This is a genomic window from Granulicella sp. WH15 (assembly GCF_009914315.1).
Lineage (GTDB): Bacteria > Acidobacteriota > Terriglobia > Terriglobales > Acidobacteriaceae > Edaphobacter.
In genome coordinates this window covers 3010691-3025244 of the sequence record NZ_CP042596.1, presented here as the reverse complement: position 1 = coordinate 3025244, position 14554 = coordinate 3010691, and the positions used below count along the sequence as shown (strand labels likewise).

At 58.3% G+C, this 14554-nt stretch carries 9 protein-coding genes and 1 tRNA gene; 8 read left to right on the top strand and 2 right to left on the bottom strand.

The window, feature by feature from the left end:
* Nucleotides 1-40 precede the first annotated feature (40 nt).
* Complete coding sequence (locus tag FTO74_RS12635) at nucleotides 41-877, bottom strand: Ku protein (RefSeq protein WP_162538472.1); 837 nt, start codon at nucleotides 875-877, stop codon at nucleotides 41-43.
* A gap of 409 nt (nucleotides 878-1286) precedes the next feature.
* Between FTO74_RS12635 and msrB the strand changes: the two genes are divergently transcribed.
* From msrB to FTO74_RS12605, 6 genes are all read left to right on the top strand, one after another.
* Nucleotides 1287-1739: a peptide-methionine (R)-S-oxide reductase MsrB gene (gene msrB / locus FTO74_RS12630; RefSeq protein ID WP_162539862.1), complete on the top strand. Its 453-nt coding sequence runs from the start codon at nucleotides 1287-1289 to the stop codon at nucleotides 1737-1739.
* Between the two features lie 4 nt (nucleotides 1740-1743).
* On the top strand, nucleotides 1744-2250 hold the full coding sequence (msrA, locus tag FTO74_RS12625) for a peptide-methionine (S)-S-oxide reductase MsrA (RefSeq protein ID WP_162538471.1): 507 nt from the start codon (nucleotides 1744-1746) through the stop codon (nucleotides 2248-2250).
* A 641-nt stretch (nucleotides 2251-2891) separates the two neighbouring features.
* On the top strand, nucleotides 2892-4220 hold the full coding sequence (locus FTO74_RS12620; RefSeq protein ID WP_162538470.1) for a TlpA disulfide reductase family protein: 1329 nt from the start codon (nucleotides 2892-2894) through the stop codon (nucleotides 4218-4220).
* A 74-nt stretch (nucleotides 4221-4294) separates the two neighbouring features.
* Nucleotides 4295-5980, top strand: a complete 1686-nt coding sequence (locus tag FTO74_RS12615) for a hypothetical protein (RefSeq protein ID WP_162538469.1) — start codon at nucleotides 4295-4297, stop codon at nucleotides 5978-5980.
* Nucleotides 5977-6456 carry a protein-disulfide reductase DsbD domain-containing protein gene (locus FTO74_RS12610; protein ID WP_162538468.1) on the top strand — a complete coding sequence of 160 codons (480 nt, stop codon included), beginning with the start codon at nucleotides 5977-5979 and terminating at the stop codon, nucleotides 6454-6456. Before FTO74_RS12615 ends, FTO74_RS12610 begins: the two co-directional genes overlap by 4 nt.
* Before the next feature lie 727 nt (nucleotides 6457-7183).
* Entirely contained in the window at nucleotides 7184-10003 is a 2820-nt protein-coding gene (locus tag FTO74_RS12605; RefSeq protein WP_162538467.1) for a TonB-dependent receptor, read from the top strand.
* A 211-nt stretch (nucleotides 10004-10214) separates the two neighbouring features.
* Here FTO74_RS12605 and FTO74_RS12600 read toward each other — a convergent pair.
* Nucleotides 10215-10290 (bottom strand) — tRNA-Glu (locus tag FTO74_RS12600).
* 111 nt (nucleotides 10291-10401) lie between these two features.
* Between FTO74_RS12600 and FTO74_RS12595 the strand changes: the two genes are divergently transcribed.
* A complete protein-coding gene (locus tag FTO74_RS12595; protein ID WP_162538466.1) occupies nucleotides 10402-11133 on the top strand; it encodes a queuosine precursor transporter in 732 nt (243 codons plus the stop codon).
* A gap of 223 nt (nucleotides 11134-11356) precedes the next feature.
* Entirely contained in the window at nucleotides 11357-14467 is a 3111-nt protein-coding gene (locus FTO74_RS12590; protein ID WP_162538465.1) for an efflux RND transporter permease subunit, read from the top strand.
* Nucleotides 14468-14554: the final 87 nt, after the last annotated feature.

The following is a 14554-nucleotide window of genomic DNA, read 5'->3' as shown; positions in this document are numbered from 1 at the left end:
CCGTTGGAGACCAGGCAAAGCATACCGCTGATGGTAGTCATCAAGCAGCCTTTCCACGACGGGCGGAGCCTTTCTGCGATGAAGTGGAAGAGGTCTTCTTCTTCGCCAGACTCTGGCGAAGGGCGTCCATGAGGTTGATGACCTTGCCTGATCTTTGCTTCGGCTCTTCGACCGGCAACGGCTTGTTCTTACGCTTTGCATCTACCAGTTTTCGGACGGCACTCTCATAGTCATTTTTGTAGGCTGCATGATCGAACGTCGAGGTGCCGCTGCTGATCAGTTGTTTTGCCAGCGACAGTTCTTTGGAATCTATAGCGGTGTCCTTGACACTGCCGACAGCTGACTGAGGATCTCGCAGCTCTTCTTTGTATCGCAAGGTGTATAGCATCAACCCACCTTGTTTCGGGTCAAGAGGCGCGGCGATAGCGACAAGGTGCTCGCGGCCGCTGAAGGCGATCTCGCCGATTCCCATGGTGCCGGTCTGAGCGAGTCCCTTGCGCATGATAGCGAGCGCTTTAGCCTGTGCCTCATCTTTGGGGGCAACAAAATATGGTCTGTCGATCAGCTCCCGCGATATCTCTTCGGCCTTCACGAATTGCCTGATCTCCATGACGGTCGCTGTCGGAATGCGAAGTCGCTTCAGCTCATCCGGTTCGATCTGAACATACATTCCCTTGGCGTACTCGAAGCCTTTGATAACGTCCTTCTGTTCGACCGACTCGCCTTCGGCAACGTTCTGATGGTGGACCCGCTTGCCAGTCTTTCGGTCAATCTGGTGGAACTCCACCTGGCGGGCGGAGTTGCTTGCGGGAAAAATTTTGACTCCAATCGACACTAGAGAAATCTGGATTTGCCCTGACCAGGTTGGCCTTGCCATGTTGTCCTCCGAAATAAGCAATTTAGTACGATGCACTTAGTCGATTTTCGGTTTCGCAGCGATCCGATACGGAGCCTTTCCACAAGGTCGACATGGGTTGGTTTCCGGCGCGGAACTTCATGAAGTTCCGCTGGGATATCTACGAGTCTTCACGGATCGTATTACGAACTTGGCGGTATAGTGGGATCAGCCAGATTGGGTTATCCCAGGTCGGAGTTGCAGCCGCTCAAGAACCTGCCAGATGCATCACTTAGCTTGCTGGATCGTGGGGAAGGTAGGCGATTTCGCTCGCCCTCGAACCTGGGCTGAACAAGCAATAAGCATTTTTCCTGAACAAAGCTGCATCTGCTTTGTCGTCGGAAAGATCAAATCAACAGCTAATGGAATTAGCTCAAGATCGGCGGAAAAAATGCCAAATTACACCAAGGACCCAGATGCAATTGCTCGACTGTCTCCCGAACAGTTTCAGGTCACACAGCAGAGTGGAACGGAACGGCCATTCGATAATGCCTATTGGGACTATAGCGAACCTGGTCTCTATGTAGACGTGGTCTCTGGTGAGCCGCTCTTTTCTTCGCTCGACAAGTTTGACAGCGATTGTGGATGGCCTAGCTTTACCAAGCCGGTCGAGGGCGACAATGTGGAGCAGCGGCCTGATAACAGTTACGGCATGGCCCGGACTGAGGTGCGTTCGAGCCACGGTGACAGTCATCTTGGGCATGTATTCGACGACGGCCCGCAGGAAGCAGGTGGTCTTCGATACTGCATCAACTCCGCTTCGCTGCGGTTTATTCCCGTGGACGAGCTTGAAAGCGAAGGCTACGGCGATTATTTGAAATTATTCGATCCGAAGGAGGAGTAACACAATGAGTTCTTTTGAGACCGCAATCTTGGCTGGTGGCTGCTTCTGGGGGATGCAGGATCTTTTGCGCCGGTATCCCGGAGTGATCTCCACGCGAGTCGGATACGCCGGTGGCGATGTAGAAAATGCAACTTATCGCAACCATGGCACTCATGCCGAAGCGATTGAGATCGTCTTCGATCCGAAGCAGATAAGCTATCGTAAGTTGCTCGAGTTCTTCTTCCAGATTCACGACCCGACGACACTGAACCGGCAGGGAAATGATCTTGGAACCAGCTATCGCTCTGCGATCTTCTACACGAATGAGGAACAGAAGCGCACGGCGGAGGAGACGATCGCGGACGTCAATGCCTCGGGCCTTTGGCCGGGTAAGGCGGTGACGGAAGTAGTGGCTGCCGGGCCTTTCTGGGAGGCGGAGCCGGAGCATCAGGACTACCTGGAGCGTATTCCAAACGGCTATACCTGCCACTTTATTCGGCCAGATTGGAAGCTCCCCCACAGGGCCGCGTGAATGGTATAGACGCCATGCCGGAGGGCAAATGATTGGCACAAATATGCCTGTCTCATCAGGATCAGCTAGATGAGACAGGTATATTTATGCCTTTGTCAGTTGTTGAAAGCATTGGTGTCCATGACGGAATTCGAACCCATGCCGTTGCCGTGAAAAGCATCGTCCTAAACCGTAAGCCTGACCGGCCACTGTTGGGATACTCCCATGGGCCTATTCCTCCATCCAGAACCCAGTAGTTCGGGACGGGCTCATAGCTGAGTTCCTGCTTGATGTAATCGCCGAAGATCGAGGTATAGGGCGGGCGGATCGTCACTTCACTGGGATCACAGTCATTGGACTGCCGGGTAACCATCCTGGCGGCGGCCGGGAAGTGATCGGGCTGAGTGAAGCGTAGGCGATCCAGCCCTCTATCCTGTTGGAGTTGTCTTCCACTCGACCAGTCGGCTCCAATGTTGCTTTTACTTGACTTGGCAACGAGGGGAGGGCTACTTTAGCTCTGTGAGCGTCCTGCCCAAACTGTGTTGTTGTTGCCGACTCATGCCGGCCCTCGCAGTTTCGCGCCCTATCCGTTAGGCCCTCTCTCGAATTCAAATCGGCCCAGTCCCGGCTGCTAATCCAGCTTATTTGCAATGGAGATTCCGATGAATCGCCTTTTCAGCTATTTCGTGCTGTCTGCCAGTGCCTTAGCTTCTTTGTCCGCGCCTGCGCGTCTCTTTCCGCAGGGTGACCCCGGCGCCCCAATAGGCGGCATCTGGCAGGGCTTCGCCACGGTCGCTGGCTCGGTGCAGGTGCCGGTTACGATTCGGATCTCCGGTGCCGGTGCGAATCTGAAGGCATCCTTCCTCAACGGTCCGGCAGAACATCCCGATACCACTCCCGCTTCTTCAGTCACCTTCAACGGTACGCATCTCGTAGTCTCCTTCGATTACTTTGCCCGCAAGTTTGAAGCTGACCTGGTGGGCCGCACCCTTACCGGCACCTATGGCACCGCAGTTGCTTCGAGCCTCTCGAAGGCTGCAGCCCCGATCCCGGTCACCCTGAACCATGTCGATCGAGTCACAGATCCCGCGGCTGCCACCAATGCGCCTTCCATCAGTGGTTCCTGGGAGATCGCGACCCAGAGCGCGAAGGGAGAATCAGCCTGGGAGTTTCGCGTCGATCCGCCTTTACACGATTCACCGGTCATCAAGACCGTTATCCAGCGCATTGACGGCGACACCGGAGGACTCTGGGGCACCTGGACTGGAACCAGTTACACTGTCGGACACTTCACCGCCGCGGGCCCTGCCCTCTACGCCGTCACGCCAGCCTCCGATGGCACCCTTGCCGTCAAAAGCCTCTTGCCCCCGGTCCACGGTCCTGCCCCCGCTACCTGGATCGCCCGCCGCCCGGCAGAAGCGCGCAAGCTGAACCTCCTCGCCCCAACCGACCCCTCCCAGCAGACGACCGTAAAGGAGCCCAACGCGCCCTTCACCTTCAGCTTCCCCGACGTAACCGGAAAGACCGTCTCCAACACCGACCCACGCTTTCGCGGCAAGGTCGTCATCATCGCCATCGGCGGCTCCTGGTGCCCCAACTGCCACGACGAGGCTCCTTTTCTCGTCAGCCTTTACAGGAAGTTCCACCCGCTCGGCCTCGAGATCGTGAACCTCGACTTCGAACAGGGCGATCCGGCGACAGACACCAAGCGCCTGCAATCCTTTATCGCGCACTACGGCATCACCTATCCGGTGCTGCTTGCCGGAACCACCGACCAACTCAACGAAAAGATCCCCCAGGGCGTCAACCTCAATTGCTGGCCGACTTCTTTCTTTATCGGTCGCGATGGCCGCGTCAAGCGAACGCACGCAGGCTTCGCCGGTCCCGGTAACACCGCTGGCCATGAAGCCCTGGAGCATGACGTTACGGCACTAGTCGAAACGCTCCTCGCCCAGCCTGCTCCCCGTCACACGGCGGAGCTGGTGAGGTAACAGGAAGGCCCGCGTTGGCAGGTAGCACTAACGGTCCAACGCGTATCGAACGGCATCTCGAAAAGAGGGAAGTTATGACTGGACGAAATACGGCGGTCGGCTTCGGACTACTGGCGCTGGCACTCGCCCTTCCTGCGCAGACACCGCACCAGGTCAACCTGGCAAATACCCCACTGAATGCCCCGACAACGTCTCCGGAGCACGGTTCGCAGTCTCAAGCGGATCAGGCGTTCAGCGCGGCCAAAGAGATTGAAGATCCGAAGTCGAGGGTGGAGGCTTTCCAGAAGTTCTTGAAGGACTACCCGGATACGAGGTCGGCTCACGATCTTGCCGGTGGCGAGTTGATCGACGCAGCGGTCGCAGGGTGGCCGAACGATCTTACGAAGGCAGTTGCCCTGGCGAAGGAGACGGCGGCGTCGGCGACGGGTATGAATCAGGTGTATCTGTCGACGCAGTTTGCAGTTGCTTTGCTGGACAAGGATATGGCTCTGCCTGACGCCGAGACGTTTGCCCACAAGGCGTTCGATGGATTGAGCTATCCGCTATTTGCAGACGGAGTCCACAAGACTTATGCAACCGCTATCCGCCCACCAATCGAGGGGTCGATCGAGAATCTGTACAGGACAGCCCAGGCGCACATTCTGACGATCCTCGGCCAGATTTGCGTGAAAGAAAATAAGACGTCCGAAGGGCAAAAGTTCCTGGAGCAGTCGCTCGAGAAAAACGCCTACTCGACCGAGACGGCGCATAGCCTGGCAGAGCTTGCGGCTGCAAGCGGCGACAAGGATAAAGAACTCGCTTATCGGACGCAGGGTTACCTGGCGCATGCCAACAAGGCGGACCGGACAAAGCTGGAGGCGCTTTATCGTGCGGCGCACAATGGCTCGCTGGACGGTCTGGAACCGTATCTAGATACGCAGTATCGTAAGGACTTTCCGAAGCAGACTGCGCTGGAGGAGTATGCGGGGACGCCGCATCGGACGGTGTTACTGGAGCTGCTGACCGGATCGAAGTGCCCTCCGTGCCTGGGCATGGATATGGCGTTCGACCAGCTGTTGGAGCGTTACCCGCGCAGGGATGTTGCGGTGCTGATGTACCATCAAAACCGCGCTGGCCCAGACCCGATGACGAACTATCCTTCTCTGGCCACGTTCGCATACTACACGGGAGTGAGCGCTCCTACGACGATTCTGGCCGGGCATGTGGAGCTGGGTGGCGGTTTCGCGGAACGGTCTCATGAGTTTGCGCTGCAACTCTCGCACGATGTAGATGAGCAGCTTGCGATTCCCGCCGAAGCGGACTTTACGCTGAAAGCATCGGAGAAAGGGCATGATATTCCGGTAAGCGTTCAGATCAAGAGGATTCAATCGACTTCAAACCATCTGACGCTGAAGCTTGCGGTGGTCGATAAGCTGCTGACTTACTCTGGAGAGACGGGCGTGCGGTTCCATCCCATGGTGGTGAGGACAACGGAAAATATTCCGCTGACGAGTACGAAGCCGCAGACGATTGAACACACGTTCAACCAGGATCAGATTCTGGCGGATATCAAGAAGTATCACGACGACTTCGAAAAAGGCGACGACAAGGATAACGTCGATGGAACCTATCGCTGGCCCATTCGCCTGGAGAAGTTAGGCGGCAACGGCCTGGCAGTGGCGGCATTCATCCAGGATGATGACACCAAGAAGGTGTTGCAGGCTGGCTGGGTCGACCTTTCTCGTGCTCCTAACGAAAAGATAGTTGAGGCGAAGAGATGATCGGGCGACTTCCTTTGGTTCTGCTGGCTATGTCGGTAGGTGCGCTGGCACAAGATGTGAATCCGGTTCGCTGGAGCTTCTCCGACCACGATGTGAAGGCCGCACCGGGTGTCCCGCTGACTGTCCATGTAACGGCGGAGATCGAGCCAGGATGGCATCTGTACGGCATGAAAAAGATCGAGGATGGGCCGATTCCGACGACTCTGGTGTTGGACCAGGGACAGGCATTTGAAGCGGCGGGACCGATCCATGCGTCGCCGCCGGTATCCACGGAAGATCCGAATTATGGGATCAAGGTGGACTACTACATTGGGCGAGCTCACTTCGACCTGCCGCTTCGCGCAGTGAACGGACATAAGCCGGGGCTGGATGTGTTGAAGGTAACGGCACGCTACCAGATGTGTAACGACCACGTATGCCTGACGCCAAGGAAGATGACGATCACGCTTCCGGTTGAGATTCAAGGTACTCACTGAGGCAAAAGTGGGAGCGATGGCCGCGTTGTCTTCGTGATAAAGGCTGGGAAGGTCTATAAGATCATTCACCTTGAGCCGGAACAGCCTTCGATCGAGTTGGGATTTGGTAAGAGATAGATTCGAGGTTTGCCAGGTGGGGACTGGAGTAATTCCAGAATAATTCCTTATAACTGGAGCCCACATTTTCGGGCTTCAATTATGTCTTAGCTTCCGGTCCTATTCGAGGACACTTACCAGTCATGTAAGTCAAAAATGAGAAAGCGCTTGTCTGACCTTTCAACTTGAGATACAGTGATTTCCATCCATGAGCTTCTTGACTGCATTACTTTGTGGTTGTTGTAGCTAGCGCTTTCTCTGAAGCTGCTTCGGCCCGCCTGTCCTAGTCTCCTATGGCGGTAGCAGAAGAGCGCGGAGGCGTAACGATGTTACGAGCTCAATCAAAGTTGCAAATAAACAATACTTAACGTTTGCGTGGGCTCTGAAGAAGAGCTTGCGTTCATAACGAACTTGCGCATTGGATTTTGGTGGTCCGTATTTCCAGGGATTGACCATCCTCTGTCTACGCCCCTGCTGGCCAGAGCACTTGTGCAGTCGAGATCGATTCTATTTACACAGGTTGTACTTAGGAGAAGCCATGTCTTATTCCGCATTTTCTGCTTTTCTTTTTAGGGTGAAGAGTTTTTCACTCCTTCGTTGCTATGTCACAGTAATTCTTCTTCTCTGCCTGATGACGGGACTGTTGAGTGTGCCGGGTCATGCCCAAACCGATAGCTCGATTGTGGGTGTAGTTTCCGACGCGACCGGCGCGGTAGTTCCGGGAGTTTCTGTACAGATCACAGGTGCATCGTTGATTGGCACAGGCCGCCAGACCACGACCGATAGCGGCGGACGTTATCGCGTCATCGACCTTCGTCCGGGGATCTATACGGTGACGTTTACTGCTCCGGGCTTCAGTGTACTGCGGCATGAGAATGTTGAGCTGGCCGCGGCCTTCACCCAGACCCTCGATGCTGCGCTGGTTTTGGGCGCGAACAACGATACGGTCACGGTCTCCCTGCAGGCCCCGCTGGTCGACGTGCAGGACTCGGTAACCGAGCAGGTCATCGACCGCAAGGCGCTGGATACAGTGCCGACCGGACACGATATCTTCGGCGTGGGCCAGTTGATCGCCGGTGTGACTACCTCAACCCCAGACGTGGGCGGCACGACCGGTATGCAACAGGCGACGTTGCAAGTGCATGGATCGTCAGGCAACGACAACGTGTTCCTGGTGGACGGCATGTGGATTCAGCACACCGGCTTCAGCGGCAACCAGACGGGCGCATACTACAACGACAGCCTGCTTGAGAACATTGTGTACACGACCGATACGTTGCCGGCGGAGGCGCCGATCGGCGGTATCCAGATCAACATGATTCCAAGGGAAGGCGGCAACCAGTTCCACGGTTCGGTCTTCGGCACGGGGGCCAACCAGTTCCTACAGAGCGGTAATCTAACCCCGGACTTGGTGAAACTGGGCCTGACAGCTCCGAACCGCATCGATACGATCTATGACATCAACCCCGGACTAGGCGGCCCGATTCTAAAGGATCGTCTGTGGTTCTTCGGCAGCTTCCGGCGCTGGGGCGCGAACAACTTCCTGGCCAACACCTTTACTCCGCAGGGCACACAGGCGCTGGACGACAATCGCTTGACGGACGCGGCGCTTCGGTTGACCGGCCAGATCAGTAAGAATCAGCGGCTGACGGTCTCCTATGACCGCGGCTTCAAGTTCCGCGGTCATAGGCCAAACAACCTGCTGACCGCGAACTTCAACGATCCGCTTGCCGACGTGGTGCAGAAGACGTGGCTGAACTATATCGCGCAGGCCAAGTGGACCTTTACACCAACACCGAAGCTTGCGCTGGAACTTGGTATGACGCTGATGCCGGTGAACTACAACCTGGGCTTTGAACCGGGAGTTGTTGCGGGTGCAGTTGCTGCCTACGACCAGATTACCTCGACGATCTCGCGTGTCTCGCCGCGCGCCGATAACGACCGCGGCACATTCCGCGCGTATATGACGAGCGCAACGTATGTAAGTGGACGGCACAGCCTGAAGACCGGACTGCAGATGCGGACGGGGTCATGGCAGGAGGCGTTCACCATGAACAACAACATGATCCAGGTCTACAACAGCGGTGTTCCCAACTCCATTCGGTTGTACAATGCGCCCTTGGCACACCGCGAGACGATGCCCGTCGACCTGGGCTGGTACCTGCAGGACACCTGGAAGATCTCCAAGCGGATTACGATCAACCCGGGAATCCGTTTTCAGCACACCAACATGACGATCCCGCAGCAGTCGTCTCCAGTTGCCCAATGGACTGTTACTCCCATTGTCGTAAATGGGCAGTCCTATGGGACCTATCAGGCAGCCCAGAACGGATACGTTCTCTGGAATACCTTTTCGCCGCGTCTGGGTATTTCGTGGGACGTCTTTGGCGATTCGAAGACTGCTGTTCGTGGAGGTGTAAGCAAGTACGACCGCCTCGAAGGCACAACGCTCGTGCAGAACATCAACCAGAACTTCCTGGCATACCGGACCTGCCCGTGGAGTGCGACTGCTCTCGCGCCGTACAGTATGGATCCCAACGTTCTTCCGACGAGCTATGCAGAGATTCCCGCGGGTATTCAGGCGCAGTGCACAGCGTTCAGCAACAACGGAGCGCACCTGGACCCGGGGATCAAACGGCCGTATCAGATGGAGTACACGGCGATGATTCAGCACCAGTTTGGTTCCAGCACGTCGGCCAGCGCGGCGTACTACCACCGTACGTTTTACGATCTGTACGGCATCGTGAACCAGGCCGTGCCGTCTACCTCTTATACGCCGGTGACGATCACCAATCCGATCAATGGGCAACCGCTGACGGTCTATAACCAGAACAAGTCCACGTTGGGACTCTCTAAACTGTACGAGCAGACGTTGCCTAATCTCTTTCAGCACTACAACGGTGTCGAGTTTACAGTGAATACCCGCTTCAGGAAGGGATCGGTGTTCGGCAGTTTCACCTGGGGGCGAAGCATCGGCACTCCGGATGGATCGAGCACGTCGAATGACTTCAACAATCCGAACAACCTGATCAACCTGGCAGGTAACCTGGGGTATGACGCGCCTTTCCAGATTCGCATCGGCGGCAACTACTCGATCTGGAAGAAGATCCAGGTTTCGGGAACACTGCGGTCGAACTCGGGCCTGCCTCAGTCGCGTACCTATACCGTTACCACCTCGATTGTTCCAGGGCTGACGCAAGTGACACAAAACGTCTTTGTAGCTGCTCCTGGAAGCTACCGTTATCCGTTCCAGAACCTCGTGGACTTACGAGTTTCGAAGTCCTGGAGCATCCGGGAGCGGGTGCAGTTCGAGCCGGTAGCCGATCTGTTCAACGTGTTCAATACAAGCGCGGTGACTGCGGCGGTAACGACGATCGGGCCTTCGCTCCTCAAGCCATCGGGTATCGACTTCGGCCGAATGGCGCGCCTCGGTGGTAAGGTCACGTTCTAACTGAAACCCTAAAGATATCCGGGCCGCCCACTCAGGGTGGTCCGGATATCGGTCAAATGCAGATCTAACGCTGTGTTTTGCAGGTCAAAGCAAGCGGCTCTATGGGGGCAGCAAAGACAAATTCCAGCTTCGAGCTTTGAGATTTTTTTGAAATGTTCTATGAGCTAAGCTCGGCCAGCAGCTCGATTCGCTTGTAAGTTATTGAAAGGGTTGGCGTCCCCGACGGGATTCGAACCCGTGTCATCGCCGTGAAAGGGCGGTGTCCTGGGCCTCTGGACGACGGGGACGCATAACAAGGCAACAGCCCGCCCCACGCGGGTTCCTGTTCACTCATCTTCAACGTTAACAACATCTCTCCGCCCTGTCAAAAGGCCCGCCTTTCGCGCCATACTGGTCTCATGTCCGCAGCGCCACCGAACGCCCGCCCCACGCCCGCCGAACCCCTGCCGCAGCGCCGTTTTCTCTACCTCGACGCCCTCACAACCGCCTTCGTCGTCATCCTCCTGGTCTCCAACCTCATCGCCCAGAAGGTCTGCCAGATCGGCCCGTTTCCCGTCTCCGGCGCCATCCTGCTCTTTCCCATCACCTACATCTTCGGAGACATCTTCACCGAGGTCTACGGCTACGCTGCCTCGCGCCGCGCCATCTGGCTGGGCTTCTTCGGCACTGCCCTGCTCTACGGAGTGGCGGCCACTGTCATCGCCCTGCCTGCTGCTCCCGGCTGGCCCAACCAGCAGGCCTTCGCCACCGTCTTCGGCATCATCCCGCGCATCCTGGTGGCGTCACTCATCTCCTTCTGGGCCGGGGAGTTCGCTAACTCCTACACCATGGCCCGGCTCAAGCTGCTCACCCGAGGCCGTATGCTCTGGACCCGCACCGTCGGGTCCACCGTGGTCGGTCAGGCCGTCGATACCAGCCTGGTGATCGTCCTTACCTTCGCGGGCTCCGTGCCGCTCAGCACGCTGCCAAAGATGATCCTCGTCGGCTACGGCCTCAAGGTCGGGTACGAGGTGCTGGCCACGCCGCTTACCTATCTGGTGGTCAACGCGCTCAAACGCGCCGAGCACTCCGACGCCTTTGACGATCATGTGAACTTCAATCCGTTCGCCTTCGCCCGAAGAAACGAGTAAGAACCGTCCTGCCAGAGCACTTCGTGGCATTTTGGAGCAGTCTGAGGAGGCTAGCTCCCTTGATACTTCCACTTGATATTTTCATTAGTCGGAATCAAACGATGCTCGCTGTCGACCAACGGAGGCCCTCAGAAGACGATCTTGCTCATGTAGCCCGAGAACGGCACGAAGTGCGTTATCTTGTTGGTATTACAAAATCAAGAATAGTTAGCCAAGCTACTCAGTGACGTACCTCTCCGCGCCTTTTATCCGTCGGCCCGTCGCAACCACACTGCTCTCCGTCGCAGTCATGCTAGCTGGGGCGCTTGCCTACTTCTTCCTGCCCGTCGCATCCCTGCCGCAGACCGAGTTTCCGACCATCTCCGTCCAGGCCGCACTCCCCGGAGCCAGCCCTTCCGTCATGGCCTCCTCAATTGCCACTCCGCTCGAGCGCCAGTTCGGCCGCATCGCCGGTATTACCGAGATGACCTCCGCCAGCACCACCGGCGGCACCACCATCAACCTCCAGTTCGACCTGAACCGCGACCTCAACGGAGCCGCCCGCGACGTCCAGGCCGCCATCAACGCCGCCCGCTCGCAGCTCCCCACCAACCTGCCCAGCGCGCCCTTCTACCGCAAGGTCAACCCGACCGACCCCTCCATCCTCATCCTCGTCATCGAGTCCGACACCGTCCCACTGCGAGAGATCTACGACATCGCCGACTCGACCATCTCGCAGAAGATCGCGCAGGTCCCCGGCGTCGGCCAGGTCTCACTCAACGGCTCCTCCAAGCCCGCCGTCCGCGTCGAGGCCAACCCGCTTGCACTCAGCGCCTACCGCCTCGGCTTCGAGCGACTCCGCTCCGTCCTTGCCGGGGCCAGCGTCAGCAAGCCCAAAGGCCGCCTGCTCGAAGACGACCGCGTCTGGAGCATCTCCGCCACCGATCAGCTCGATCGCGCCGACCAGTACGCCCCGCTCATCCTGGGCATGAGCCACGGCTCTGCCGTCCGCGTCCGCGACGTCGCCACCGTCCTCGATTCGGTCGAGGACACCCGCACCGGCGGCTTCGTCAACGGTCACCCGGCCATCCAGATCGTCGTCAACAAGACCCCCGGTGCTAACGCCATCGCCACCGTCGACGCCATCCTGGCTCTGCTTCCGACCCTGCGCGCCAGTCTGCCCCCCACCATCCGGCTTTACTCCATGATGGACCGCACCACCACCATCCGCGCCTCCATCCACGACATCACCATCACGCTGGCGCTCTCCATCGTGCTGGTGGTGCTGGTCGTCTTCGCCTTCCTGCGCGAGGGCCGTTCCACCCTCATCCCATCCATCTCGGTGCCGCTCTCGCTGCTCGGCACCTTCGCTGTGATGAAGCTCGTCGGCTTCACCCTCGACAACCTCTCGCTGATGGCGATCACCATCGCCACCGGCTTCGTCGTCGACGACGCCATCGTCGTCATCGAGAACGTAGACCGCCACCTCCAGGCCGGTCTCTCGCCCACGCAGGCGGCCATCAAAGGCTCCAGCGAGGTCGGCTTCACCGTCATCGCCATGAGCATCTCGCTCGTCGCGGCTTTCATCCCCATGCTGCTGATGGGCGGCATCGTCGGCCGCCTCTTCCGCGAGTTCTCGATGGTCCTCTCCATCGCCATCGCCTTCTCGCTCGCGGTCTCCCTCTTCGTCACGCCGATGCTGTGTTCGGTGCTGCTCGAACCCCATAGCACCCGCCGCCACGGCCCCTTCTACCGCTTCGGCGACCGCATCCTCAACCGCCTCGAAGCCGCCTACGCCGCCGGTGTGCGCGTCGTTCTGCGCCATCAACCCATCGTGCTGGCGGTGGCCATCCTTACCTGCGCTCTGACGGTCTTTCTCTACACCCGCATCTCCAAAGGCTTCTTCCCGCAACAGGACACAGGACGCCTCTTTGGCCAGATCCGCGGCGCGCAGGATATCTCTTTCGACGACCTCGGTGCGAAGACCAGGCTGGTCCAGGAGATCGTCGCCAAGGACGACGCAGTAGGGAACCAAAGCTCTTTCTTCGGCCTGAACCCCAACACGCCCGCGCCCAACGTCTCTAGCCTCTTCCTCGTGCTCAAGGGCATCGAAGAGCGTCACCACCTCTCGTCGATGCAGGTGCTCAAGCGCCTCCAGCCACAGTTCAACAAGGTCATCGGAGTACAGGTCGTCCTCGTCCCACAGCAGGAGCTGAACATCGGCGCACGCAGCTCAGCCTCGCAGTTCCAGTACACGCTCACGTCCGAGAGTCTCGAGATGCTGAACCAGTGGGGGCCGCGCGTCACAGCGAAGATGAAGCAGATTGGCGGCATCCGCGACGTCATCAGCGATCAGGTGAACGCCGGGTTAACCCTTCAACTCGACGTGGACCGCGACACCGCCAGCCGCTTCGGCATCACCGCCGATCAGGTGGACCAGACCCTCTACGACGCCTTCGGCCAGCGCCAGGTCTCCATTATCTACGGCCCCACCAACCAGTACCACGTCGTCGTCGAGACCGCCCCGCAGTACCAGCAGGACACCGACTCGCTCTCGAAGATCTACGTCCACGGCACCGGCTCGGCGCTGGTTCCGCTCTCGGCCTTCAGCCGCTTCACCACCATCAAGACGCCGCTCGTCGTCAACCACCAGGGCCAGTATCCAGCCGTCACCATCTCGTTCAACCTAGCGCCCGGCTTCGCTCTCGGCGACGTCGCTCCCGTCATCGAGTCGGCCATGCAGGACATCGGCCTGCCCCAGATCGTGCACCACGCCTTCGCCGGAACCGCGCAGGCCTTCCAGTCATCGCTCAAGTCGCAGCCGCTGCTCATCGCGCTGGCGCTGGTCACCATCTACCTCGTCCTGGGGATGCTCTACGAGAGCCTCATCCACCCGCTCACCATCCTGGCCACGCTGCCGTCTGCGGGCGTAGGCGCACTGCTCGCACTCATGGTCACGGGCAACGACTTCAGCGTCATCGCGCTGATCGGCGTGGTGCTGCTCATCGGCATCGTGCAGAAGAACTCCATCATGCTCATCGACTTCGCCCTGAACGCCGAGCGCAGTGAAGGGAAGTCGCCCGAGCAAGCGATTTATGAGGCCTGCCGACTCCGCTTCCGCCCCATCCTGATGACTACGATGACAGCGATTCTAGGCGCTCTGCCGCTGGCCCTCGGCAATGGCGTAGGCTTCGAGCTGCGCCGCCCGCTCGGCATCAGCATCGTCGGCGGTCTGTCAGTCTCGCTACTGCTTACGCTGTATACAACACCGGTGCTCTATCTCTACTTCACCCATCTGAGCCGCATCCTCTCGGGCACTAAGCCGCACGCAACCCTCGTCATCCAGCCCGAGTAGCTCATCTCTCCAGATCCAAGTTCTTGCTGTTGCCGTTGCTTCTGAGGTAGGTCCGGGCTTTAGCCCGGACATCAAAACCAGCCACAG

What these genes read in the sequence shown, in the direction of transcription:
- FTO74_RS12635 (WP_162538472.1), bottom strand. Translation starts at nt 877, where the DNA reads ATGGCAAGGCCAACCTGGTCAGGGCAAATCCAGATTTCTCTAGTGTCG.
- msrB (WP_162539862.1), top strand. Translation starts at nt 1,287, where the DNA reads ATGCCAAATTACACCAAGGACCCAGATGCAATTGCTCGACTGTCTCCC.
- msrA (WP_162538471.1), top strand. Translation starts at nt 1,744, where the DNA reads ATGAGTTCTTTTGAGACCGCAATCTTGGCTGGTGGCTGCTTCTGGGGG.
- FTO74_RS12620 (WP_162538470.1), top strand. Translation starts at nt 2,892, where the DNA reads ATGAATCGCCTTTTCAGCTATTTCGTGCTGTCTGCCAGTGCCTTAGCT.
- FTO74_RS12615 (WP_162538469.1), top strand. Translation starts at nt 4,295, where the DNA reads ATGACTGGACGAAATACGGCGGTCGGCTTCGGACTACTGGCGCTGGCA.
- FTO74_RS12610 (WP_162538468.1), top strand. Translation starts at nt 5,977, where the DNA reads ATGATCGGGCGACTTCCTTTGGTTCTGCTGGCTATGTCGGTAGGTGCG.
- FTO74_RS12605 (WP_162538467.1), top strand. Translation starts at nt 7,184, where the DNA reads ATGACGGGACTGTTGAGTGTGCCGGGTCATGCCCAAACCGATAGCTCG.
- FTO74_RS12595 (WP_162538466.1), top strand. Translation starts at nt 10,402, where the DNA reads ATGTCCGCAGCGCCACCGAACGCCCGCCCCACGCCCGCCGAACCCCTG.